This window comes from Telluria sp. ZB4P37 (assembly GCF_059685855.1).
The window spans coordinates 305,722-329,553 of record NZ_JCASID010000003.1 but is presented as its reverse complement, the minus strand read 5'-3'; the positions used below and the strand labels follow the sequence as shown (position 1 = coordinate 329,553).

The 23,832-nt window shown below is 67.7% G+C and carries 18 protein-coding genes; 15 read left to right on the top strand and 3 right to left on the bottom strand.

The window, feature by feature from the left end; genetic code table 11:
- Positions 1-12: 12 nt before the first annotated feature.
- From AC56K1_RS08805 to AC56K1_RS08775, 7 genes are read left to right on the top strand one after another with little or no spacing between them, the layout of a single operon-like run.
- On the top strand, positions 13-1,062 hold the full coding sequence (locus AC56K1_RS08805; protein WP_497157463.1) for an XrtA/PEP-CTERM system-associated ATPase: 1,050 nt from the start codon (positions 13-15) through the stop codon (positions 1,060-1,062).
- Positions 1,059-1,943, top strand: coding sequence for an XrtA system polysaccharide deacetylase (locus AC56K1_RS08800; RefSeq protein ID WP_497157462.1), 885 nt, complete (start codon positions 1,059-1,061; stop codon positions 1,941-1,943). The genes AC56K1_RS08805 and AC56K1_RS08800 overlap by 4 nt, the downstream gene beginning before the upstream one ends.
- 19 nt (positions 1,944-1,962) lie before the next feature.
- The gene (locus tag AC56K1_RS08795; RefSeq protein WP_497157461.1) at positions 1,963-3,060 is read left to right on the top strand and encodes a FemAB family XrtA/PEP-CTERM system-associated protein; all 1,098 of its coding nucleotides are present in this window, start codon (positions 1,963-1,965) and stop codon (positions 3,058-3,060) included.
- Positions 3,061-3,063: 3 nt separating this feature from the next.
- Positions 3,064-4,257 carry a TIGR03087 family PEP-CTERM/XrtA system glycosyltransferase gene (locus AC56K1_RS08790; protein WP_497157460.1) on the top strand — a complete coding sequence of 398 codons (1,194 nt, stop codon included), beginning with the start codon at positions 3,064-3,066 and terminating at the stop codon, positions 4,255-4,257.
- Positions 4,248-5,807 (top strand): exosortase A, encoded by a 1,560-nt coding sequence (gene xrtA, locus AC56K1_RS08785; protein WP_497157459.1) that lies wholly within the window; start codon positions 4,248-4,250, stop codon positions 5,805-5,807. Before AC56K1_RS08790 ends, xrtA begins: the two co-directional genes overlap by 10 nt.
- Positions 5,808-5,810: 3 nt before the next feature.
- Complete coding sequence (locus AC56K1_RS08780; RefSeq protein ID WP_497157458.1) at positions 5,811-6,998, top strand: TIGR03088 family PEP-CTERM/XrtA system glycosyltransferase; 1,188 nt, start codon at positions 5,811-5,813, stop codon at positions 6,996-6,998.
- 52 nt (positions 6,999-7,050) lie between these two features.
- On the top strand, positions 7,051-8,946 hold the full coding sequence (locus tag AC56K1_RS08775) for an XrtA/PEP-CTERM system amidotransferase (protein ID WP_497157457.1): 1,896 nt from the start codon (positions 7,051-7,053) through the stop codon (positions 8,944-8,946).
- Positions 8,947-9,023: 77 nt separating this feature from the next.
- Here the strand turns inward: AC56K1_RS08775 and AC56K1_RS08770 are convergent, their stop codons facing one another.
- Positions 9,024-10,385 carry a UDP-glucose dehydrogenase family protein gene (locus AC56K1_RS08770; protein WP_497157456.1) on the bottom strand — a complete coding sequence of 454 codons (1,362 nt, stop codon included), beginning with the start codon at positions 10,383-10,385 and terminating at the stop codon, positions 9,024-9,026.
- Between the two features lie 344 nt (positions 10,386-10,729).
- Between AC56K1_RS08770 and AC56K1_RS08765 the strand changes: the two genes are divergently transcribed.
- From AC56K1_RS08765 to AC56K1_RS08740, 6 genes are all read left to right on the top strand, one after another.
- A complete protein-coding gene (locus tag AC56K1_RS08765) occupies positions 10,730-11,905 on the top strand; it encodes a glycosyltransferase family 4 protein (RefSeq protein WP_497157455.1) in 1,176 nt (391 codons plus the stop codon).
- Complete coding sequence (locus AC56K1_RS08760) at positions 11,906-13,063, top strand: glycosyltransferase family 4 protein (RefSeq protein WP_497157454.1); 1,158 nt, start codon at positions 11,906-11,908, stop codon at positions 13,061-13,063.
- A gap of 80 nt (positions 13,064-13,143) precedes the next feature.
- Entirely contained in the window at positions 13,144-14,124 is a 981-nt protein-coding gene (locus AC56K1_RS08755; RefSeq protein WP_497157453.1) for a polysaccharide deacetylase family protein, read from the top strand.
- 14 nt (positions 14,125-14,138) lie between these two features.
- Positions 14,139-16,724 carry an oligosaccharide flippase family protein gene (locus tag AC56K1_RS08750; protein WP_497157452.1) on the top strand — a complete coding sequence of 862 codons (2,586 nt, stop codon included), beginning with the start codon at positions 14,139-14,141 and terminating at the stop codon, positions 16,722-16,724.
- 89 nt (positions 16,725-16,813) lie between these two features.
- Positions 16,814-17,800: a glycosyltransferase family 2 protein gene (locus AC56K1_RS08745; RefSeq protein ID WP_497157451.1), complete on the top strand. Its 987-nt coding sequence runs from the start codon at positions 16,814-16,816 to the stop codon at positions 17,798-17,800.
- Positions 17,801-18,092: 292 nt separating this feature from the next.
- On the top strand, positions 18,093-18,401 hold the full coding sequence (locus tag AC56K1_RS08740) for a polysaccharide pyruvyl transferase family protein (RefSeq protein ID WP_497157450.1): 309 nt from the start codon (positions 18,093-18,095) through the stop codon (positions 18,399-18,401).
- Between the two features lie 211 nt (positions 18,402-18,612).
- On the opposite strand, the gene AC56K1_RS08735 is transcribed toward AC56K1_RS08740, so the two are convergent.
- The gene (locus AC56K1_RS08735; protein ID WP_497157449.1) at positions 18,613-19,860 is read right to left on the bottom strand and encodes a pyridoxal-dependent decarboxylase, exosortase A system-associated; all 1,248 of its coding nucleotides are present in this window, start codon (positions 19,858-19,860) and stop codon (positions 18,613-18,615) included.
- Complete coding sequence (locus tag AC56K1_RS08730) at positions 19,857-21,431, bottom strand: acyl-CoA ligase (AMP-forming), exosortase A system-associated (RefSeq protein WP_497157448.1); 1,575 nt, start codon at positions 21,429-21,431, stop codon at positions 19,857-19,859. Before AC56K1_RS08730 ends, AC56K1_RS08735 begins: the two co-directional genes overlap by 4 nt.
- A 167-nt stretch (positions 21,432-21,598) precedes the next feature.
- On the opposite strand from AC56K1_RS08730, the gene AC56K1_RS08725 reads away from it, so the two are divergent.
- A complete protein-coding gene (locus AC56K1_RS08725; protein ID WP_497157447.1) occupies positions 21,599-22,816 on the top strand; it encodes a DegT/DnrJ/EryC1/StrS family aminotransferase in 1,218 nt (405 codons plus the stop codon).
- A complete protein-coding gene (locus tag AC56K1_RS08720) occupies positions 22,813-23,826 on the top strand; it encodes a GNAT family N-acetyltransferase (protein ID WP_497157446.1) in 1,014 nt (337 codons plus the stop codon). Before AC56K1_RS08725 ends, AC56K1_RS08720 begins: the two co-directional genes overlap by 4 nt.
- Positions 23,827-23,832 lie beyond the last annotated feature (6 nt).

Below are 23,832 nucleotides of genomic sequence, written 5' to 3'. Positions count from 1 at the left end.
GAGCAGCAAGCGATGTACGAAACTTATTATGGTCTGTCGGCCAAGCCGTTCCAGCTGCGCCCGGATCCCCACTTCTTCTTCGGCAGCAAGGGCCACAAGCGCGCCATGGCCTACCTCGAGTACGGCATGTCGCAGGGCGAGGGCTTCATCGTCATCACCGGCGAAGTCGGTGCCGGCAAGACTACCCTGGTGCGCAACCTGCTCAACAAGATCCCGCTCGACCAGATCGTCGCCGCCCACATCGTCAACACCAGCCTCGATCCGGAAGACACGCTGCGCATGGTGGTGTCCAGCTTCGGCTTGCCCTACGAAGGCGCCAGCAAGGCCGAGCTGCTCAACCGCCTCGAGCAGTTCCTGCGCGGTGTCGACCGCCAGGGCAAGCGCGCCTTGCTCCTGATCGACGAAGCCCAGAACCTGAATGCGCGCACGGTCGAAGAACTGCGCATGCTGTCGAACTTCCAGACCGACGACCGCTCGCTGCTGCAGACCTTCCTGCTCGGCCAGCCCGAGTTCCGCACCACGCTGCACAGCCCCGGCATGCAGCAGCTGCGCCAGCGCGTGATCGCCAGCTATCACCTGGGCCCGATGGATGCGCAGGAAACCCGCGCCTATATCGAGCACCGCCTGGCCACGGTCGGCTGGCAGGGCGACCCTGCGTTTGACGACGGCGCCCATGCGGCGATCTTCGCCTACAGCGGCGGCATCCCGCGCAAGACCAATACGCTGATGGACCGCGTGCTCTTGATGGGCTACCTGGAAGAGATGCACGCTTTCACCGAAGCCGACATCAGCGAAGTGGTGCGCGACATCTCGGAAGAATTCGAATTGCCCGAGGGCGCCAGCGCATCCGACCCATCCGATTCGACCGGTTCCGCCGCCATGGCCCAGCACGAGCTGCGCACCATGGACACCCGTGGCGGCGACCGCCGCGCCAGCGTGGAGCTGCTCGACGAACGCATGATGCGGCTCGAGAAATCGATCGTCTCGGTACTGTCGATCCTGAAAAAAATCGTCGCCACGCCGCAGGGCGCGGCGGCCCAGCACATGGACAACCAGGAATGAAACCCTACGAACCGGTCGCCCGCCCCGCCCCCATGCCGGGCCAGCGTATCAAGAACGCCATGACCTGCGACGTCGAGGATTACTTCCAGGTCTCCGCGTTCGCCCCCTACATCGACCGCGACAGCTGGCCCGCGCGCGAATGCCGGGTCGAAGCCAACATGGAGCGCATCCTGGCGCTGTACGAGCGCCACGGCGTGAAAGCGACCTTCTTCACCCTCGGCTGGATCGCCGAGCGCTATCCCGCAATGGTGAAAAAAATCGTCGCCGCCGGCCACGAGCTGGCCAGCCACGGCTATGGCCACCTGCGCGCCTCCGATCAGAGCCGCGCCGAATTCGACAACGACATCCGCTCGAGCAAGGCCCTGCTGGAAGACCTCGGCGGCCAGGCCGTGCTGGGCTACCGCGCGCCGAGCTTTTCGATCGGCCACGCCAACCTGTGGGCGCTGGAAGCGCTGCACGAAGCCGGCTACCGCTACAGCTCGAGCATCTACCCGATCGCGCACGACCACTACGGCATGCCGGACGCACCGCGCTTCGCCTTCTACCCGCACGGCCCGGACGGCCTGCTGGAAGTGCCGGTCACCACCGTCAACATGTTCGGCCGTAACCTGCCGGCCGGCGGCGGCGGCTATTTCCGCCTGCTGCCCTATGCGCTGTCGCGCTGGATGATGCAGAAGGTGAACCGCGAAGACGGCCAGCCGGCGCTGTTCTACTTCCACCCGTGGGAAGTCGATCCCGGCCAGCCGCGCCCGGATGGCCTGGACGCCAAGTCGCGCTTCCGCCACTACGTCAACATCGACCGCATGGAAGGCCGCCTCGAGCGGCTGGCACGCGATTTCGCGTGGGACCGCATGGACCGCATCTTCCTGGACAAGAAATAAAAGTTAGGCAAACCGCACCATGAACTCGATCATCGAAGCAGCCCAGGCCAAACGCGCCGCGCCGGCGCAGGCTACCGGACCACAGACCCTGCACCTGCTGCAGCCGCAGGATTATGTTCGCTGGGACGCGTTCGTGCGCGCCTGCCCTGAAGCCACCTTCTTCCACCTCTCGGGCTGGAAGAAGGTGATCGAGGAATCCTTCGGCATCAAGACCTGGTTCTATTACGTCCAGCAGGATGGCCAGATCCAGGCTGTCCTGCCGCTGGCCGAGATCAAGAGCCGCCTGTTCGGCCACTCGCTCGGCGCGATGCCCTTCTGCGTGTACGGCGGCGTGGCCGCGCTCGACGATGGCGCCCGTGTCCTGCTCGACGAAGCAGCCGACAAGCTGGCGCGCGAGCTGGGCGTGGGCCACCTGGAATACCGCGGCATGCAGCGCGCCCACCCGGGCGACGACAGCTGGCATACCAAGGAACTCTACGTCACCTTCCGCAAGGAGATCTCGAGCGACGACGAGGCCAACCTGAACGCCATCCCGCGCAAGCAGCGCGCCATGGTGCGCAAGGGGATCAAGCTGGGCCTGAAGGGCGTGGTCGAGGATAACGTCGACCGCATGTTCGAGGCCTATGCCAACAGCGTGCTGCGCCTGGGCACCCCGGTGTTCCCGAAAAAGTACTTCGCCAAGCTGCAGCAGGTGTTCGGCAAGGAATGCGAAGTGCGCAGCATCTACACCAGCGACGACCGCCTGGTGGCTTCGGTGCTGTCCTTCTACTGGCGCGACGAGGTCGTGCCCTACTACGGCGGCGGCATGGACCTGGCGCGCGAAGTGGCCGGCAATGACTTCATGTACTGGAACCTGATGCAGGCCGCGGCCGCACGCGGTTGCCGCATTTTCGATTACGGCCGCAGCAAGCTTGGTACCGGCGCCTACGACTTCAAGAAGAACTGGGGCTTCAACGCCGAGCCGCTGCCCTACGAATACAAGCTGTACGCATCGAGCGCGCTGCCGGACAACAATCCGCTGAACCCGAAGTACCAGCTGTTCATCAAGATGTGGAAGAAGCTGCCGCTGCCGGTGGCGAACTTCCTCGGCCCTTACATCGTGCGCAACCTGGGATAAACCGTGGAAGACCTGCTCCTGCTGATCCACCGGATCCCCTACCCGCCGAACAAGGGCGACAAGATCCGTTCCTACCACCTGCTCAAGCACCTGGCGCGCGACTACCGCGTGCACCTGGCGACCTTTGTCGACGACGCCGACGACTGGCAGCATGTGCCGACCGTGGAAAAGCTGTGCGCAAGCAGCCATTTCGCCAGCCTGAACCCGCTGCTGGCGCGCGTGCGCAGCCTGAAGGCGCTCGCCACCAACCGCTCGCTCTCGCTCGACTACTACCGCGACGCCGGCATGCAGCGCTGGGTCGACGAGACCGTCGCCGCCCACGGCATCGAGCGCGTGCTGGTGTTCTCCTCCGCCATGGCGCAGTATGCGGACAAGTATCCGGGCGCGCGGCGCGTGGTCGACTTCTGCGACGTCGACTCGGACAAATGGCGCCAGTACGCCGACAAGAAATCCTGGCCGATGAGCTGGCTGTACCGCCACGAGGCGCGCCAGCTGCTGTCCTATGAGCGCCAGGTGGCGCGCGACTACGACGCCTCGCTGTTCGTCTCCGGTCCCGAAGCGGACCTGTTCCGCCAGCTGGCGCCGGAAAGCGATGCCAAGATCGGTTTCTTCAGCAATGGCGTGGACACCGACTACTTCTCGCCCGAGGCAGTCAATACCAGCCCGTTCGCGCCACAAGAACGCGCCATCGTCTTCACCGGCGCCATGGATTACTGGCCCAACGTGGACGCGGTGCAGTGGTTCGCGGATGACGTGATGCCGCTGCTGCGCGCGCGCTTCCCCGACCTGCGTTTCTACATCGTCGGCGCGCGCCCCTCGCCGGCCGTGCTGGAACTGGCCAAGCAGCCGAACATCGTCGTCACCGGCACAGTGCCGGACGTGCGCCCGTATATCGCGCACGCCCAGGCGGCCGTGGCGCCGCTGCGCATTGCGCGCGGCATCCAGAACAAGGTATTAGAGGCGATGGCGATGGCCACCCCGGTGGTGGTCTCGCCCCAGGCCCTGGAGGGCATCGACGCCGAGCCGGGCCTGGAGCTGGTATTGGCCCAGGACGCCGCCGGTTTCGCCGATGCGGTCGCCGCCTTGCTGGCACGCACCGGCAACGAGATCGGCCTGGCCGCGCGCGCCAAGGTCGAAAACAAATACAGCTGGCCGAGCAACCTGGCCTGCATCGGAGAGCGACTCGAATGTTCCTGACACCGCCACCCGGCATCATCGACAGCCCGGTCCAGACGCCGGCCACCTTGCCGCGCGCCGGCATGCTGGTCCTGGCGCTGGCCCTGCTGGCGCCCTTCGCGCTGTATTTCGCCACCGCCTCGTCGATGGTGTCGATCTGGAACAGCTCCGAGACCTTCGCCCACGGCTACATCATCCTGCCAATCAGCCTGGCGCTGATCTGGCGCCAGCGCGCCTGGTTCGGGCAGCTGCCGGCGCAGCCATGGCGCCCGGGCCTGGTGCTGCTGGCCTGCGCCGGCGCGGCCTGGCTGGCCGCCCGCATGGGCGACGTGCAGGTGGTGATGCAATACGCCTTCGTGACCATGTTCCCGCTGGCCGCACTGACCCTGCTGGGCCCGCGCCTGGCCGCCAAATTTACCTTCCCGCTGCTGTTCCTGCTGTTCGCGGTGCCTTTCGGCGAAGTCTTCGTCGGCCCGCTGATCGAGTACACCGCCGACTTCACGGTCTGGGCGGTGCAGGCCACCGGCATCCCGGTGCTGCGCAACGGCACCCGCTTCGAGCTGCCCACCGGCAGCTGGTCGGTGGTCGAAGCCTGCAGCGGCATCCGCTACCTGATCTCTTCGATCACCCTGGGCTGCCTGTACGCCTACCTGACCTACCGCTCCAACCTGCGCCGCACGGTGTTCATCGGCCTGTCGATCCTGGCGCCGATCGTCGCCAACTGGCTGCGCGCCTACGGCATCGTCATGATCGGCCACCTGAGCGGCATGGAACTGGCCACGGGCGTGGACCACCTGGTCTACGGCTGGCTGTTCTTCGGCGTGATCATGTTCATCATGTTCTGGATCGGCAGCTACTGGCGCGAAGACGAGCTGCCGGCGTCCGTTGCCGCCGCCCCGTCCGCACCGGGCGAGTTGCACGGCGCAGCGCGCTCGCTGCTGCCGATGGCGCTGGCCGTGGTCGCGCTGAGCGCTGTCTGGCCGGCTTTTGCCGCCTTCAATGACCGCGCCAACCACAATCCGCAGGCGGTGACGCTGGCCGAGCCGGCCGTGTCCTGGCCGCTGGCCCCGACCTTCCCGGACTGGCAGGTCGACTACATGGAACCGGACGCCCGCATCGCGCGCGTCTACCGCGCGCCGGAAGGCCGCCCGGTGCTGCTGCAGATGCTGTACTACCGTAACCAGAGCAAGCAGAAGGGCCTGATCAGCTCCGTCAACCGCCTCGTCGGCGAGAAGGATGCCTTCCACGAAACCGCCTCGGCGATGCGCACCGAACAGGCAGCCGGCCATACCCTGCCGCTGCGCGAAGCGGTGCTCGACAGTCCGGGCGGACCGCTGGTGGTCTGGCAGGTCATGTGGGTCGATGGCCGCTACACGGCCAGCAACGTGGCCGGCAAGCTGCACCAGGCCAAGGGCAAGCTGCAGTTCCGCGGCGACGACGGCGCGCTGGTGGCGATTGCCGCGCCGATCGACGGCGGCAATGCGGACGCCGCGCGCGCCACGCTGCGCGCCTTCCTTGACCAGCACTTCGCCGCGATCGACGGCGCCCTGCTGCAGGCGCGCGGACGCTGACGCATGCGCGATGACTCCGCCCACCTGAGCATGCAGCGCCCACTGGTCGTTCACCTGACCTATGCGCTCGATGTCGGAGGACTGGAAACCCTGCTGGTGGACTGCATCAACCGCATGCCACCGGAACGCTACCGCCATGCCGTGGTGTGCCTGACGCGGTATACCGATTTCGCGCAGCGCATCACCCAGCCGGGCGTCGAGGTGTACGCGCTGGGCAAGCCGCCCGGGCTGGGCCTGGGCACCCACCTGAAGTTCTGGAAGCTGATGCGCAAGCTGCGTCCGGCCATCCTGCACACCTATAACCTGTCGGCCCTGGAATATGCCTTCAGCGGGACGCTGGCCGGGATCCCGGTGCGGGTGCATGCGGAACACGGCCGTGACGCCAGCGACCCGCATGGCCTGAACCCCAAGCACAACTTCCTGCGCCGCCGCATGGCGCCCTTCGTCGACTGCTTCGTCCCGGTCTCCGAGGACCTGCAGCGCTGGCTGGGCGAGACGGTGCGCATCCCGGCGGCCAAGACCCTGTTTATCAAGAACGGCGTCGATACCGACAAGTTCGCCGCAGCCGCGGCGGGCACGGGCGCTTCGCCATGGGACGACGGCGGGCATATCGTGATCGGCACCGTGGCGCGCATCCAGGACGTCAAGAACCACCGCGACCTGGTCACCGCTTTTGCCCGCCTGCGCGAGCAGCTGCCGGAACAGCGCGAGCGCCTGCGCCTGAGCATCGTCGGCGACGGTCCCCTGATGGGGGCGGTGCGCGAGCAGGTCGCCGGCCTCGGGCTGACCGATGCGGTCTGGCTGCCCGGCGCGCGCGCCGACGTGGCCAGCCTGCTTCACGGTTTTTCGCTGTTCGTCCTGCCCTCGCTGGCCGAAGGCACGCCGGTGTCGATGCTCGAAGCCATGGCTTGCGGCCTGCCGGTGGTGGCGTCCGGCGTCGGCGGCATCCCGGAAGTGGTCACCAACGGCCGCGAAGGGACCTTGGTAGCGCCGCGCGACGTCGATGCGCTGGTGGCGGCACTGGCCGCCTACGTGCGCGACCCGGTCCTCTTGCAGCGCCATGGCGAGGCCGCCCGTGCGCGGGTAGAGAACGCCTTCAGCATGCGCGCGATGCTGGAAGAATACGGCAAGCTGTACGACCGTCTCCGCCAGCAGAAACTGCGCCGGCCCCAGGCCGCGACGCTTAAATAATATTAAATTAACTTCAAGTAAGTTTAGAGCAACTTAAGGAACACCCAGAACTATGTGCGGAATTGTCGGCATCCTGGATACCCGCGGCAGCCGCGGGATCGATCGCGAAGCGCTGCGACGCATGAACGAAAGCCAGCACCATCGTGGGCCCGACGAGGGCGAGCTGTACCTGGAGCCGGGGCTCGGCATGGGCCACCGGCGCCTGTCGGTGATCGACATCGCCACCGGCCAGCAGCCTTTCCGCAGCGCCGACGGCAGCATGACCCTGGTGTTCAATGGCGAGATCTATAACTACCGCAAGCTGCGCGACGAACTGATCGCGCTGGGCCACGTGTTCCGCACCAAGTCGGATACCGAAGTGGTGATGCAGGCGTATCAAGCCTGGGGCGAGGATTGCCTGCGCCGCCTGCGCGGCATGTTCGCCTTCGCGCTGTGGGACCGCAACCGCCAGCTGATGTTCATGGCGCGCGACCACGTGGGCGTCAAGCCGATGTTCTATTCGCTGTTGCCCAACGGCCTGTTCGTGTTCGGCTCCGAGCTGAAATCGATCATGACCTTCCCCGAACTGTCGCGCGAGCTGAACCCGCGCGCGGTCGAGGAGTATTTCGCCTTCGGCTACGTGCCGGAACCGAACACCATCTTCAACAACGCCTTCAAGCTCAGCCCGGGCCACTGCATCACGCTGCGCGTCGGCGACACGCAAGTCAATCCGCGCCGCTACTGGGACCTGCCCTTCCGCCCGCACGCGCCGCGGCAGGAAGCTGAAGTCACCGAAGAACTGGCTGCGCGCCTGCAGGAAGCGGTGCTGTCGCAGACCGAATCGGAAGTGCCGCTGGGCGCCTTCCTGTCGGGCGGCGTCGATTCGAGCGCCGTGGTGGCCATGATGGCCCAGCAGGGCAAGGAGCCGGTCACCACCTGCTCGATCGGCTTCGACGACCCCGAGTTCGACGAATCCAAATACGCGTCGATGGTGGCGCAGCGCTACGCCACCCGCCACCATGCCCAGGTGGTCAGCAAGGACGATTACGGTCTGGTCGACACGCTCGCCGGCCTGTACGACGAGCCGTATGCCGACAGCTCGGCGATCCCGACCTACCGCGTCTGCCAGCTGGCGCGCCAGCACGTGACGGTGGCGCTGTCGGGCGACGGCGGCGACGAGAATTTCGCCGGCTACCGCCGCTACCGCTATGCGATGGCCGAGCACAGCGTGCGCTCGAAGCTGCCGGCCGGCCTGCGCAAACCCCTGTTCGGCACCCTGGGCGCCCTGTACCCAAAGGCTGACTGGGCGCCGCGCATGTTCCGCGCCAAGACCACCTTCGAGGCCCTGGCGCGCGACCTGGTCGAGGGCTACTTCCACGGCGTGTCGATCATGCCGGACCGGGTGCGCGACGAACTGTTCAGCGACGGCTTCCGCAGCCGCCTGCAGGGCTACCGCGCGATCGACGTGATGCGCGGCCATGCGGCCAATGCGCCGACCGACGATCCGCTGTCGGTGCTGCAATACCTCGACTTCAAGACCTACCTGCCGGGCGACATCCTGACCAAGGTCGACCGCGCCAGCATGGCCCACTCGCTGGAAGTGCGCGTGCCGCTGCTGGACCATACCTTCCTGGAGTGGGTGTCGGGACTGCCGTCGAACATCAAGCTGCAGGGCGGCGAGGGCAAGTACATCTTCAAGAAGTCGCTCGAGCCCTTCCTGCCGGACGAGGTGCTGTACCGCTCGAAAAAAGGCTTCTCGATCCCGGTCGCGGCCTGGCTGCGCGGCCCGCTGCGCCAGGCGGTGCGCGACGCGGTGCTGAGCCAGCGGCTGCTCGACACCGGCATCTTCAACGAGCGCTATCTGCGCCACATGGTCGAGCAGCACGAGTCGGGCGCCAGCGATTACAGCGCCTCGCTGTGGTCGGTGCTGATGTTCGAAGCCTTCCTGCGCGTCAGCCTGGAGCGCTGAAACGCAAAGCGCCCGGCAGGACCGGGCGCTTTCACGTACAAGATATGATTCCCGGGCCGCAGGCCCGGGAATCATATTCAGGCTGCGGAACTGACGCGGCCGATACCCTCGTAATGCAGGCCATACGACGACACCGTCGCTGGCTGGTAGATGTTGCGGCCATCGAACACGGCCTTGGCCGACAATTCCTGCGCCAGGTAGCTGAAGTCGGGCGAACGGAATTCCTTCCACTCGGTGACCAGCGCCAGCGCATCGGCGCCGCGCACCGCCTCGTTGGCCGAACCCACCAGGCGCAGCAGTTCGTCGCAGCGCTGGGCCCCATGCTCGGCCACCAGCACGCGTCCCGCTTCTTCAGCCGCCACCGGATCGTAGGCCACGACCTTGCAGCCGGCCGCGAACAGCTTGCGGATCAGGCGCAGGCTCGGCGCTTCGCGCATGTCGTCGGTGTTCGGCTTGAACGACAGGCCCCAGACCGCGACCGTGCGGCCGCTCAACGCGGCTTCGCCGCCGAAGAAACGGCACAGCTTATTGAACAACACGTCCTTCTGCGCCTCGTTGACCTTCTCGGTCGCATTCAGGAGGTACATCGGCTGGTCGTGCTTGGCGGCGGTCTTGACCAGCGCCTTGATGTCTTTCGGGAAGCACGAACCGCCATAGCCCACGCCTGCGTACAGGAAGCTCGGGCCGATGCGCGGGTCCAGGCCCATGCCCATGCGGATCGCCTCGATGTCGGCGCCCAGCAGCTCGGCCAGGTTGGCCACTTCGTTCATGAAGCTGATGCGGGTGGCCAGCATGGCGTTGCAGGCGTACTTGGTCAGCTCGGCGCTGCGCACGTCCATCTCGACCAGCTTTTCGTGGTTGCGGTTGAACGGTGCGTACAGCTGGCGCATGAGCTGGGTCGCGGTGGCGCTGTCGCTGCCGATCACGATGCGGTCCGGGCGCGTGAAGTCGCCGATGGCCGCGCCTTCCTTCAGGAATTCGGGATTGCTGATGACCGAGAACTCGACCTTCACGCCACGCTTGTCGAGCTCATCGGAAATGGCGGCGCGGACCTTGTCGGCGGTGCCGACTGGCACGGTCGACTTGTCGACCACGACCACCGGACGCGTGATGCGCTGGCCGATGCTGCGCGCGGCCGCCAGGATGTGGGTCAGGTCGGCGCTGCCGTCTTCGTCCGGTGGGGTGCCGACGGCCAGGAAGATGCATTCGGCGTGGGCGACCGCTTCATCATAGCTGGTCGAAAACAGCAGGCGGCCGGCGCTGGCGTTGCGCGCGACCAACGATTCGAGGCCCGGCTCGTGGATCGGGATCAGCCCGTCCTTGAGCATGTCGATTTTACGGACGTCGACATCGAGGCACAGCACGGTGTTGCCGACGTCGGCAAAGCAGGCGCCGGACACCAGGCCAACATACCCGGTGCCAATAATGGAAATTTTCATAGGAGTTCAGCGGTGGAGAGGGGCACGAATGGCCGCGGCGCCGCACTGCTGGGGCCGCCGGCCGCGAAAGTTTCCAGCAAGACTAACAGTGCTGTTAAAAAATTGCAAACGGGTCAACCTCTATTGTGTGGCGGCATTTGTACGTCGGAATTCCACTACGTTTCTCGCACGAAACAATGCGATCTTTTAATTTTTCTAAGGTAATATACTGACTTGTTTTTAACGAAAATAGCAATCCGGCAAGCATTGCTCTTGCTGCTGCAGCAGTCGCGCGCAGCCGCCCCGCGGATCCTTCCGCGCGCCGCAGGCGGCGGCGCCGGGATGCTCATCCGGCCACTCCCGAAATGAAACTACTGACGTTCTCCACGCTGTTTCCGAATGCCGAACAGCCCAACCACGGCCTGTTCGTGGAAACCCGGCTGCGCTACCTGGTCGCCAGCGGCCAGGTCGAATCGCGCGTGGTCGCGCCGGTGCCCTGGTTCCCCTTCAAGGGAGAACGCTTCGGCAACTACGGCAAGATGGCGCGCGTGCCGGCGGCCGAAGTGCGCGGCGGCATCGAGATCGTCCATCCACGCTATGTGGCCCTGCCCAAGATCGGCATGAACGTCGCGCCCCAGTTGATGGCGCGCGCGGTGCGCCCGGCCATCGGCCAACTCATCGACAGCGGCTACGACTTCGACGCCATCGATGCGCACTACTTCTATCCGGACGGCGTCGCGGCTGTCATGCTGGGCAAGTACTTCAACAAGCCGGTGGTGATCACCGCGCGCGGCAGCGACATCAACCTGCTGCCGCAATTCCCGGTGCCGCGCAAGATGATCCTGTGGGCCGCCCAGAACGCGCGCGCCGTGATCACCGTCTGCAGCTATCTGAAGGACGAGCTGGCCCGGCTGGGCGCCGACCCGCGCCGCATCACCCCGCTGCGCAACGGCGTCGACCTGCAGCGCTTCGCGCCGCTGGACCGCGACACCGCCCGCGCCGCGCTCGGCCTGGACGGCTACACCCTGCTGTCGGTCGGCCGCCTGAACGAACACAAGGGCCACCACATCATCGTCAAGGCGCTCACCCGCCTCCCCGGCGTGACCCTGCTGGTGGCGGGCGACGGCCCGGACCACGACAAGCTGGCGGCGCTGGCGCGCGAACTGGGCGTGGCCGACCGCGTCCGCCTGCTGGGCCCGGTGCCCCAGACCGAGCTGCGCACTTACTATGGCGCCGCCGACCTGATGGTGCTGGCCTCCAGCCGCGAAGGCTGGGCCAACGTCCTGCTCGAATCGATGGCCTGCGGCACGCCCGTGGTGGCCACCAGCATCTGCGGCACGCCGGAAGTGGTCACTGCGCCGGAAGCCGGTCGCCTGATGCCCGAGCGCACGCCGGAAAGCCTGGTGGAAGCCATCGAGCTGCTGCGCGCCCAGGCGCCCGACCGCGCCGCGACCCGCCGCTACGCCGAGCGCTTCAGCTGGGACCAGACTACTCAGGGACAGATCGACCTGTTCCGCAACATCCTCATGGGGCAGCCGTAAATGCGCATCCTTTATCACCACCGCACCCGTTCCAAGGACGGGCAATACGTCCACATCGAAGAAATGATCGGCGCGCTGCGTGCGCAAGGCCATGAGATCATCATCGTGGCGCCCCCGAGCGCCGAGACCGAATCCTTCGGCTCGGATGCCGGCGCCGTCGCCCTGCTCAAGCGCTACCTGCCGAAATGGTTCTACGAGCTGATGGAACTGGGCTATTCGCTGGTGGCCTACCGCCGCCTGGCAAAGGCGGTCCGGCAGCACAAGCCCGACTGCATCTATGAGCGCTACAACCTGTTCCTGCCGGCCGGTATCTGGCTGGCGCGCAAGTACAAGCTGCCGCTGCTGCTCGAGATCAATGCGCCGATCCTGGAAGAGCGCAGCCGCTACGACGGCCTGTCGCTCACACGCCTGGCGCGCTGGTCGCAAGCCTATGCCTGGCGCAATGCGGACGTGGTGCTGCCGGTCACGCGCGTACTGGGCGACATCGTCGCTTCCTACGGCGTGCCGGAAGAGCGTATCGTCGTGATCCCGAACGGCATCAACGGCGAGCGCTTCGGCGGCGTCCCTGACGTCGAGGCAGCCAAGCGCGCACTCGGCCTGGAAGGCAACCTGGTGCTGGGCTTCACCGGCTTCGTGCGCGACTGGCATGGCCTGGACAAGGTGATCGACCTGATCGCCGGCGACCCGCCGGAATCGCGCCGCCACCTGCTGGTGGTGGGCGACGGCCCGGCCCGCGCCGCGCTCGAGCAGCAGGCGCGCGACCTGGGCATCGCCAGCCGCGTGACCTTTACCGGCATCGTCGAGCGCGACGACGTGGCGCGCCACGTGGCCGCCTTCGACATCGCCCTGCAGCCGGCCGTGGTGGCCTATGCCTCGCCGCTCAAGCTGTTCGAATACCTGGCGCTGGGCAAGGCGATTATCGGCCCGGCCCAGCCGAACATCGAGGAAATCCTGGCGCAGGACCAGAACGCGGTACTGTTCGACCCGAACAGCACGGCGTCGATGGCCGCCGCGGTGGACCGCCTGTGCGCCGACCGTGCGCTGCGCGAGCGCGTCGCCGCCAATGCGCGCGCCACAATTACCGAACAAAAACTGACTTGGCACGAGAACGCCCTGCGCGTGGTCGGCCTGTTCCAAGGCTTGCTGCGCCGTGCGTGACCCGCGCAAGTTGCGGCGTGCCGCCATTGCCGCGGCAGGCGCAGCCCTGCAGTGCCCGTCTTCATCACAAAGGACATGACATGATGGCGTGCGCGCCCTCCGCCGGCCTGGGTTCGCGCCTGGTCCGGTTCATCGGCGACAGGATTGCGGCCGGCCGGCCCGGACAGGGGCGGCTGTGCATCCTGAACTACCACCGCATCCTCGAAACCGCCGACCCCCTGCTGGCGGCCGAGCCGGACGTGGCCACCTTCCGCTGGCAGATGCAGGTGCTGGCCGACTGCTTCAACGTGCTGCCGATGGACCAGGCGCTGGCGGCGCTGGCCAATGGCAGCATGCCGCCGCGCGCGGTCTGCATCACCTTCGACGACGGCTACCGCTCGACCCATGACCTGGCCCTGCCGGTCCTGCGCGAATTCGGCTTTCCGGCGACCGTCTTTGTCACCACCGGCTTCATCGACAGCGGCAGCATGTGGAACGACCGCATCCTGGAAGCGCTGCGCAGCATCGAGGGCGGCCGCCTCGACCTGGAAGACGCGGGACTGGGCAGCTATCCGCTCGACACCCTCGAGCAGCGCCGGCACGCAGTTGCCGACCTGACCGAAAAAGCCAAGTACCTGGCGCCAGCGCTGCGCCAGGCGCTGGTGGAACGGCTCGACCGGCTGGCCGGCCTTCCGGTGCGCGAACCAATGCTTACCAGCGAGATGATCCGCGCCTTGCCGGGCCTGGGCGTCGAAATCGGTGCGCACACGATTTCCCATCCCATCCTGACCAGCCTGCCCGACGCGAGCGCCCTGCACGAAATGGCCGAGAGCAAGCGACAGCTGGAGGCTATCACTGGCCGCCCGGTGCGCTATTTTGCCTACCCGAACGGCAAGCACGGCAAGGATTTCGACCAACGTCACATCGCCATGGCGCGCCAGGCCGGCTTCGAGGCCGCGTTTTCCACGGCGCTGGGTGCCGCCGGCGCGTCGGACGACCGATTTGCGCTGCCGCGCAGCCGTCCCTGGGACGTCACCCGCCCGTTCTATGTATTCCGCGTGCTGCGCTGGCTTGCAGGCTGACCTTCATGGCCACGATGACTTCTACCTCTACACCCAACCTGACGGGCCGCAAGGCCATCGGCATTTCGTTTGCCACTCAATACGTCGAGCTGGGAATCCAGTTCGTGTCGGTGATGCTGCTGGCGCGCATCCTGTCTCCGTCCGAGATCGGCACCTTCTCGCTGGCGGCGATGCTGATGACGATGCTGCACGTGTTCCGCGATTTCGGCGTGATCCAGTACATCATCCAGGAGCGCGACCTGACCCGCGACAAGCTGCAGGCGGTGATGGGCGTGGCGATCTTGCTGGCGCTGGCCGTGGGCGGCACCCTGTATGCGCTGAGCGGCCCGGTCGCGCGTTTCTACGGCAACCCGGCCCTGCACGACATCCTCACGGTGATGGCGGCCAGCTTCGCGATTTCGCCATTCGGCTCGGTGGTGCTCGGGGTGCTGCGGCGCGAAGGGCGCCTGAACGCCATCTTCTACGTGAAGACCTTCAGCGCGCTGTGCCACGTCGGCGTGGCCGTCTCGATGGCGCTGTCCGGCCATGGGGCGCTGAGCCTGGCCTGGGCCAATTTCGCCGGCATCCTGGCCTTCGGCATCGGCGGCAACCTGTTCCGGCCCGCGAACTTCCCCTGGCTGCCGCGCTTTCGCAACATCGGCACCATCCTGTCCTTCGGCAGCATCAGCAGCCTGGGTAACCTGGCCAATATCGCCGGCGCCAGCGCGCCCGAACTGGTGGTCGGTAAGGTCATGAACATGGCGGCGGTCGGCTATTTCAGCCGCGCCACCGGCCTGGTGCAGCTGTTCACTCACCTGATCGCCAATGCGGTCACGCCGCTGGTGCTGCCTTACTTCGCCCAGGTGCGGCGCGAGGGCAAGAAGCTCGACCAACCCTACCTGATGGCAGTCGGGAACCTGACCGCCGTCGCCTGGCCTTTCCTGGCCGTGCTGATGGTGCTGGCCTACCCGGTCACGCACGCGCTCTACGGTCCCCAGTGGGATGCGTCGGTGCCGCTGGCGCGGCCGCTATGCGTGGCCGGCGCCATCGCGGCCATCGGGCTGTTTGCCTCGCCCGCCATGGTCGCGGCCGGCCAGGTGCGCAGCGCCACCCTGTGCAACCTGCTGGTCCAGCCGGTGCGCATCCTGGCCGTGCTGGCCAGCTCGGCCTACGGGCTGCAGGCGGTGGCGCTGGCGCTGGTGGCTTCCGAATGCATCGGCCTCATCGCCGTATGCTGGTTCCTGCACCGGACCATCGGCGTGCGTCCGCTGGCGCTGGCACTCGCCTGCGCAGCCAGCACATTGATCGCAGCCTGCGCCGTGATCGTGCCGCTGCTGGTGTGGCACGCCGGTGCCGACGTTTCGGCCCATGCCTGGGGCGTGCTGGTGCTGGGCGGCGCCGGCGCTGCGCTGGGCTGGATGGTCGGCCTGGCGCTCACCGGCCATCCGCTGGGCCAGCACGTGCTGCCCCTGCTCGGCCTGCGGGTCGCCAGGCTGACGCAGCACATCTTCGGCAAGCGCGCTGTCGATGCGCCCTTCCCGCCTCCGCTGCGTCCGGCCGCGCGCGCCAAGCAGCTGGCCTACCGCGCAGGCCTGTTGGGCGCCTGGCACCGGATCCGCAACCGCCGCAACCTCACCGTGGTCATGTTCCATCGCGTGCTGCCGCGTACCGATCCGCGCTATCCCGGCGCCGATCCGGAATGGACCATGACGCCGGAATCGTTCGCGCACTGCCTCGAATTTTTCCAGCGCCACTACAACGTGGTCGGCGCAGCAACCGTGTTCGCCGCGCTCGAGGGCAAGGAAACCCTGCCAGCCAACAGCCTCTTGATCACCTTCGACGACGGCTGGGCCGACACCGCCGAATACGCGCAGCCGGTGCTCGACCGCTACCGCATGCCTTCGCTGGTCTTCGTGGCCGGCAGCGCGATCGGCCAGGCCGAACCGTTCTGGGAGGAAGGCCTGTACAGCTTCCTGGCCACCGAATCCAAGGCCGGGGCGCAGGTCGCCGCGGCGCTGGCAACACTCGGCATGGCGCCGCTCGACTGCGTCCTGCCTGCCGGCGGCGGCGAAGACGTGGCCCGCACCGTGATCAGGGAAATCGGCAGGCGCCGGCGCGCCGAAGCGCCGGCCCTGGCCGCCGAACTGCGCCGACGCAGCGGTCCCGGCTATTGCACGACCGCGCTGCCCGCCATGATGGACCTGCCCCAGCTGCGCAAGCTGGCGGCCGGCCATGCGATCGGCGGCCACGGCATGACGCACCAGCCGCTGACCCGGGTCGCCGATCTGGCGCACGAACTCGGGGCCGCCCAGGACACCCTGTCCGGCTACCTCGGCAAGGCGCCGGTCGAATCGATGTCGCTGCCGCACGGCGCCGGCTCGGAAGCGGTGCTCGCTGCCTGCCGCGCGGCCGGCTACCGCTACCTGTTCGACAGCCGCGCGCACCTGAACCGCATCGATGGCGCGGCCGCGGGCGGCGCCATCGGCCCGGTCGGGCGCATCCATATTTCGGAGCGTGAAATCAGCGACGCGGCCGGCGAGGTCCAACCGACGTTGCTGGCGACATGGCTGTTCCTGCGCCCGGTACGGCCAGTCGAGCCGCACATGCATGGCCAGCGCTGAGCGCGGGCCGGTTTTCTTTTTATTCATCTGGCGGCGGGGGCTACCTCGCCGCAGCGACAGAGCATCAAGTGGTTTCGAGGGCTGAACCTATGCAACAACAACACAACAACAAGACGGGCGCTGGCCTGTCCTGCGCGAGCGAGGACATCCAGGTCAGCGTGATCATCCCGGCCTTCAATGCCGCCGCGACGATCGCGCGCGCGCTGGCCTCGGTGCGCGCCCAGGAAGGCGTCGGAATCGAGGTCATCGTCATCGACGATGCCAGCAGCGACGGCACGGCCGACGCCGTCCGCGCAGCGATCGGGCCGAACGAGAATATCATCCTGCTGCAGCTGCCCGTCAACAGCGGCGTGTCGGCCGCGCGCAATGCCGGAATCCGGCTGGCGCGCGCCCCCTACCTGGCTTTCCTCGACGCCGACGACATCTGGCTGGCCGAAAAGCTGCGCAGGCAAGTCGCTGCCATCGAAGCCGATCCCGCGGTGACCCTGGTGTCCTGCAATAGCCAGATGTCCTCTGCCGAGGGGCTGCCGCTGAAGGTAGGCCATGTGAACCGGCCTCCGGTGCAGGGTGAGGAGGCCTGGAAAACCCTGTTGGTCTACAACTTCGTGCCGACGCCGACCGTCCTGACCCATACCGCGCTCGTGCGCGAGCTGGGCGGTTTCGATGAGAAGCTGGCGGTCGGCGAAGACCTCGACCTGTGGATCAAGCTGGCCATCCGCGGCAAGCTGGTCGTGCTGCCGGATATCCTGATCAATTATTACGATCTCACTAACAGCCTGATGAAACGCCATCGGCGTGAAACCGGCGCCATCGTCATGCCGATGATCGAACGCCATATGCGCGAACAGTCCGGCAAGCTGACGATCGAAGAAGTTCGCAAACTGCGCGGCAACCGCTCCTTCCAACTGGCCTGCGACCTGTTCTTCTCGGGCAGCTACCGCGCCAGCATGTCGCTGTTCGTCCAGGCGGCCCGCTGCGGCACCCGTCCGCTCAAGAGCCTGTCCTACCTGCCCCGCGCCCTGGTGATGGAAGCTGCCGTGTTAACCAAGGAAGCGTTTGCGAGGCCCGGTAAATGAGTGGTACTACCCCGCTGAACATTCTGATATGGGCAGCTCAACGCCGGCGATGACGCCATTCTCGACGTTTTTGTAGAACGCGCCTCGGCCCGTCTCAATGCCCGTTTCACGGTGTTGTCGGAGTTTCCCGAGAATCTCCCCCCGGACGGCGCGCGTACGCGGCCAGTTCCACCCGGTGCTGGTCGGCCGCGGTATGCTGGGCCAATACCTGAACGGGAATGTGCTGCGCCATCTCCGCGACATCCGCAAGGCCGACCTGGTCGTGCTGGGCTAGCTGGTCGAGACCGAGGACGTGGAAATCGTGGCGGTGCCGATGTCGGCGCTCGACCATGGCAGGGACGACGTTGCCATGGCGCGCCGGATCCAGGCGGCGATGAAGCATCCGCAAGCACTGCACGTCTATGAAAAGCGCTTGTCGGCGGCGCAGCTAAAATGGGTGGCGGGCCAGGCCGTGCTCAAGATCACAGTGCGCCTGCACGCGATGATCTTTTCGCTGGGCTGCAATGTGCCGGTGGTGCCGGTCAATTACGAGCCGAGGTACCCAACGTCTTCGAGGATTTTGCCGCGCCCGACTACCTGGTCGACATCGACGAGCGAATGACGGCACGCCTGGTGGAAGCCACGCGCCTGGCCCCGCGCAACCTGGGGCCATATACCGGGCATATCCGCCAGCGGCGCGCGCACGTTGCGGCCTGGCCGGCACGACCTTCGACCTGATTGGCCAGATGTACCGCCGTCCCGCACAGGCCGAGGTCCAGGAGGAAGCAGTGGCGGAACACCACTGAGCACCGTCCCTGCCTTGCGGCAGTGCTTTATACCAGCACTTCCTGGGCAGCCGGATGGCTCAGGAAGGCGGCCGGGCTGGCGCTGCGGCCGTAGGCGCCCGACTGGAACACCACCACCAGGTCGCCCGCACCGGCCTGGGGCATTTCCATGCGTTCGGCCAGCAGGTCGAGCGGCGTGCACAGCGGCCCCACCACGGACACGGTTTCCAGCGCGGCGCCGTCCATGCGGTTGCCGATCGCGACCGGATAATTCTTGCGGATCACCTGGCCGAAATTGCCCGACGCCGCCAGGTGGTGGTGCAGGCCGCCGTCGGTCACCAGGAAGACCTGGCCGCGTGACTCCTTGCGCTCGATGACGCGCGCCACGTACACGCCCGCCTCGCCCACCAGGTAGCGCCCCAGTTCGATGATTACCTCGGTCTGCGGCGAGCGCTCGCGCAGGCGCTCCATCCAGCCGTGCAGGTGCGCGCCGATCGCATCGAGCGCCAGCGGCTGCTCGCCCGGGAAGTAGGGAATCCCGAAGCCGCCGCCGATATTCAGCTGCGCCAGCGGTAGGCCGGTGCCTTCGAGCAGGGACAGGGCCAGCTCGAAGGTGCGCGACTGCGCTTCGATGATGGCGTCCGCCTTCAGGCTTTGCGAGCCGCTGAAGATGTGCAGGCCGCGAAAGTCCACCGCCAGCGCTCCGAGTGTGCGCAGCAGCGCAGGCACCCGCTCGGCGTCGATGCCGAAGGGCTTGGCGCCGCCGCCCATGCGCATGCCCGATCCCTTCAGTTCGAAATCCGGGTTGACCCGCAGCGCCACCGCCGGGCGCAGTCCCAGCTGCGCGCCGATGCTCGTTGCGCGCGCCAGTTCCGCTTCCGATTCGACGTGCAGGCACACCCCGGCCGCGATCGCGCGCCGTAATTCGGCATCGGACTTGCCGGGACCGGCAAAGCTGATGTCGGCCGGCGCCATTCCCGTATCCAGGGCCACCGCCATTTCGCCGGCGGACGCGACGTCGAAGCCGTCGACCAGGCCGGCCATGTGCTGCACCAGGGCCGGCATCGGGTTGGCCTTGACCGCGTAATGCAGGCGCACCGCCGGCGGCAGGGCGGCGCGCAGCTGGGCCACGCGCGCATCGAGCAGGCTGCGGTCGTAGGCATAGAAAGGCGTGGCGCCGACGCGTTCGGCGAGCTGGGTCAGCGCGATGCCGCCCACCTGCAGGCAGCCGCCTGCTACCCGGAACAGCGTTTGCGCGGCATGCACCGGGCGCGGCGCGGGGCGGATATCGGTCATGGCGTTTCCTGGTCGTCGAACATGTTCATGAAACCTGCGCGCAGCAGCGTGCGGTCGATCTTGCCGTTCGGGTTGCGCGGCAGCGGGTCCGCGCTCATCGCGAGGTGGACCGGCACCATATAGGGCGGCAGCAGGCGGCGGCAGGCGCCGATCAGGTCGGCGCCGGATGCGCCGTCGTGCGCGCGCGCCACCGCCACCACGGCCTGGCCCAGCTTCGGGTGCGGCACGCCGAAGGCGGCCGCCTCGTGCGCCAGCCCGCTGGCGTGGAAGGCTTCTTCGACCTCGGTCGGGCTGACCCGGTAGCCGGACACCTTGATCATGTCATCGCTGCGGCCGACGAAATACAGGTAGCCCTCGGCGTCGCGCCGCACCGTGTCGCCCGACCACACCGCCATTTCAGCCAGCGGCAGCGCCGGGTCGCGGCCCGGGGCGGGCCGGAAGCGCTCGGCGGTCTTGGCCGGATCGTTCCAGTAGCCCAGCGCCACCAGCGCGCCGCGGTGCACCAGCTCGCCCGGCTCGTCCGGCGCGCAAGGCTGGCCGTCGGGCCGCACCACCATCACTTCGGCGTTCGGGATCGCGCGACCGATCGAGTCCGGCCGCCGGTCCAGTTCGGACGGCGGCAAATAAGTCGAGCGGAAGGCTTCGGTCAGGCCGTACATCAGGAACAGTTCGGCCTGGGGGATGGCAGCGCGCAGCGCGTCGACGGTGGCGCGCGGCATGGCGCCGCCGGAATTGGTGAGATAGCGCAGCGCCGGCGCGCCCGACCAGTCCAGCCGCGCCAGTTCGATCCACAGCGGCGGCACCGCCGCCAGTCCGGTGATGCGCTCGGCACAGACGGCGCGCACGATGTCCTGGGCGAACAGGTGGTTGATCAGCACCGCGGTGGCGCCCACGTGGAAGGCGCAGGTCAGCTGGCTCAGGCCATAGTCGAAGCTCAGCGGCAGCACCGCCAGCAGGCGGTCGCTGGGGCGCAGGGCCAGGTAGCTGGCGACGCTCTCGGCCCCCGCCACCAGGTTGCGGTGCGACAGCACCACGCCCTTGGGCTTGCCGGTACTGCCCGAGGTGTACAGGATGGCGGCCAGGTCGGCGTCGATGCGGCGCACCAAGCGCGGCGCGCCGGCCTGGCCCTCGAAAGCGCGCAGCGCCACGCCGGCAGGTGCTTCGAGCGTCTCGACGGCGCCGGTGACCAGGATGGTGTGCAGCTGCGGGCAGTTCGCCAGCGCGGGCGCCAGCTGGCGCAGGCGTTCCGGCGAGGTGACCAGCAGGCGCACTGCGCAATCGGCCAGGATATAGGCGACCTGCTCGGGCTTGAGCAGCGGATTGACGGGAACGAAGACAGCGCCGGCCGCGCTGGCCCCGAACAGGGCGGCGACGCCCTCGATGCGCTTTTCGAGGAAGACCGCCACGCGTTCGCCAGCCTCGACGCCGGCGCCCTGCATGGCGGCGGCGGCGGCAGCTACCTGGCGCGCCAGCGCGGCGTAATCGAGGCGCTCGCTGCGATACACCAGCGCTTCGGCCTGGGGCGTACGCTGCGCTGCCGAGAAAATGAAATCGTGAACGAGGTCACCCATGAAAATCCTGATAGTCTCTCGCTCCCTGACGCAGGCAGCCGAGCGCGCATTTTACCAGTAAGATTTCGACGAAGTAATCGACCAGGCGATCGGCAAAAGCGCCTGCCGCAGCCGCGAACCGGCGGGCGCGGCTCGACCAACTCCCCCTGCTGAGCCTATACTCCCTGATGAGCAAAATCCTGCCTTCTTCCGCCCTGCCGGCGGTGCCCGCCGCCGCGGTCCCGGCGCGCCCGCGCGTGCCGCTGGCCCCGGTGCTGTCCGCCCGCAGTATCAAACGCGCCCGTGGCAGCGCTCTGCCCTCGGTGCTGGACGCCGGCCCGGCCTACCTGGTCACCAGCGGGCGCATCGCGATCGGCATGGCGCTGCGCGAGATGGGCTTGAAGCCCGGCGACGCGATGCTGGTGCCGGCCTGGCACACCCAGTCGATGGTCGCGCCGTTGATGTGGGCCGGCGTGCAGCCGGTGTACTACGACGTCGGGCCGGACGGCATGGTCGACCCGCAGGAACTGGCGCGCCGCACCACCCCGGCGGTGCGTGCGCTGATGGCCACCCATTATTTCGGCTTCCACCAGGACATGGCGGCCCTGCGCGCCTGGTGCGACGGCGCCGGCCTGCAACTGCTGGAAGACTGTGCCCACAGCTGGTTCGGCCGGGTAGAGGGGCGCCCGGTCGGCGCCTGGGGCGACTACGCGATCGCCAGCAGCATGAAGTTCTATCCCACCTACGAAGGCGGCTGCCTGGTCTCGGCGCGCCACCGGCTGGTGGCCGCGCCCCCGCGCGGAGCGGGTGCCGGTTTCGAAGCCAAGGTGGCCCTGAACACGCTCGAGCGGGGCTTTGCCTACGGCCGCATGCAGCTTCTGGCCCGGCTGCTGGCCCTGCCCCTGGCGCTCAAGCGCGTACTCTGGGCCGGGGCCAAGAACACGGGCGCCGCCCCGCAGGCGGCGCTGGCGCCCGATTCGTCCGACAGCAGCGTGCGCTTCGAGCCGGCCTGGCTCGACCGCCGCAGCGCGCTATTCTCGCGCGCCGTGCTGCGACTTAGCAGCCCGCGCCGCATCGTGCAGGCGCGCCGCGCCAATTACCTGCGGCTGCAGGCCGCGCTCTCAAGCCTGCCGGGTTGCCGGCCGCTGCACCCCGTGCTGCCGGACGATGTCTGCCCCTGGGTATTCCCGCTGCTGGCAGACGACCCTGAGCCGCTGTTCGCGGCGCTGGAAGCGCGCGGCGTGCCGCTGGTGCGCTTCGCCCAGGTGCGCGACCCCGCCGCCGATGCCTTCCCGCATAGCGCCGCACTGGTGCGCCGAGTGCTCGGCTTCCCGGTGCACCAGGAATTGCGCGAAGACGAACTGGCCTGGCTGTGCGCGACGATCCGCGCGGCGGTACACGCATGAACTGGACCCTGTATCCCGCCGCCCGCTACCCGGACTTCGCCCATGAGTGGGGCGCCCTGGCCAACGCCTCCGGCATGCCGCCGGCGCTGGCGCCGGAATTCGTGGCGCCCCTGCTGGACACCTTCGGCGACCCGCGTGCGCTGCTGGCCTGCTGCCGTGAACATGGGGCGGTGGTCGCGATGGGCGTGTTGGTGCCTGCAGGACGCGGCTGGAGCACGCTGCAGCCGGCCCAGGCCCCGCTCGGCCTGTGGCTGCAAGGGCCCGGGCAGGATACAGCAGCGCTGCTGCACGGCCTGTTGCGCGCCCTGCCCGGCTGGCCCCTGGTGCTCGGCCTGACCCAGCTCGACCCCGACCTGGTGCCGCGCCCCCTGGACGCCGGCAGCGTGCGCACGCTCGACTACATCGACACCGCGCGCATCACGCTGCAGGGCAGTTTCGACGATTACTGGCAGGGCCGCGGCAAGAACCTGCGCGGCAACCTGAAAAAACAGCGCGCCCGCCTGCAGCGCGACGGCATCGCGCTGCGGCTCGACGCCGAGCGCGGCGAAGCGGGCATGGAAGCGGCGGTGGCCGACTATGCCGGCCTCGAGGCGGCCGGGTGGAAGGCCGGCGGCGGCACCGCGGTGGCGCCGGGCGACGCCCAGAGCCGCTTCTATGGCGCCATGCTGCGCGCCTTTGCCCGGCGCGGGCGCGCCCGTGCCTACCGCTACTGGTATGGCGAGCGCCTGGCCGCCATGGACCTGTGCATCGAGGACGAACGCTGCCTGATCGTGCTGAAAACCACCTACGACGAAGCGGTGGCCGACGGCACCTCGCCGGCGATGCTGATGCGCGAAGAAGCCAGCCGCGCACTGTTCGACGATGCCCGCCACGAGCGCATCGAATTTTATGGCAAGGTGATGGAATGGCACACTCGCTGGACGCAGGAGATCCGCCGTCTGTACCATGTCAACTATTACCGCTGGCCCCTGCTGGCGCGCGCGCATGCCGCGTTGCGCGCCCGGGCCTGAACCGCT

Excerpts from the sequence above, each read along its gene's own strand:
- AC56K1_RS08795 (WP_497157461.1), top strand. The coding sequence starts at position 1,963 with ATGAACTCGATCATCGAAGCAGCCCAGGCCAAACGCGCCGCGCCGGCG.
- AC56K1_RS08770 (WP_497157456.1), bottom strand. The coding sequence starts at position 10,385 with ATGAAAATTTCCATTATTGGCACCGGGTATGTTGGCCTGGTGTCCGGC.
- AC56K1_RS08730 (WP_497157448.1), bottom strand. The coding sequence starts at position 21,431 with ATGGGTGACCTCGTTCACGATTTCATTTTCTCGGCAGCGCAGCGTACG.
- AC56K1_RS08805 (WP_497157463.1), top strand. The coding sequence starts at position 13 with ATGTACGAAACTTATTATGGTCTGTCGGCCAAGCCGTTCCAGCTGCGC.
- AC56K1_RS08750 (WP_497157452.1), top strand. The coding sequence starts at position 14,139 with ATGACTTCTACCTCTACACCCAACCTGACGGGCCGCAAGGCCATCGGC.
- AC56K1_RS08745 (WP_497157451.1), top strand. The coding sequence starts at position 16,814 with ATGCAACAACAACACAACAACAAGACGGGCGCTGGCCTGTCCTGCGCG.
- AC56K1_RS08800 (WP_497157462.1), top strand. The coding sequence starts at position 1,059 with ATGAAACCCTACGAACCGGTCGCCCGCCCCGCCCCCATGCCGGGCCAG.
- AC56K1_RS08760 (WP_497157454.1), top strand. The coding sequence starts at position 11,906 with ATGCGCATCCTTTATCACCACCGCACCCGTTCCAAGGACGGGCAATAC.
- AC56K1_RS08780 (WP_497157458.1), top strand. The coding sequence starts at position 5,811 with ATGCGCGATGACTCCGCCCACCTGAGCATGCAGCGCCCACTGGTCGTT.
- AC56K1_RS08725 (WP_497157447.1), top strand. The coding sequence starts at position 21,599 with ATGAGCAAAATCCTGCCTTCTTCCGCCCTGCCGGCGGTGCCCGCCGCC.
- AC56K1_RS08775 (WP_497157457.1), top strand. The coding sequence starts at position 7,051 with ATGTGCGGAATTGTCGGCATCCTGGATACCCGCGGCAGCCGCGGGATC.
- AC56K1_RS08765 (WP_497157455.1), top strand. The coding sequence starts at position 10,730 with ATGAAACTACTGACGTTCTCCACGCTGTTTCCGAATGCCGAACAGCCC.
- xrtA (WP_497157459.1), top strand. The coding sequence starts at position 4,248 with ATGTTCCTGACACCGCCACCCGGCATCATCGACAGCCCGGTCCAGACG.
- AC56K1_RS08735 (WP_497157449.1), bottom strand. The coding sequence starts at position 19,860 with ATGACCGATATCCGCCCCGCGCCGCGCCCGGTGCATGCCGCGCAAACG.
- AC56K1_RS08720 (WP_497157446.1), top strand. The coding sequence starts at position 22,813 with ATGAACTGGACCCTGTATCCCGCCGCCCGCTACCCGGACTTCGCCCAT.
- AC56K1_RS08755 (WP_497157453.1), top strand. The coding sequence starts at position 13,144 with ATGATGGCGTGCGCGCCCTCCGCCGGCCTGGGTTCGCGCCTGGTCCGG.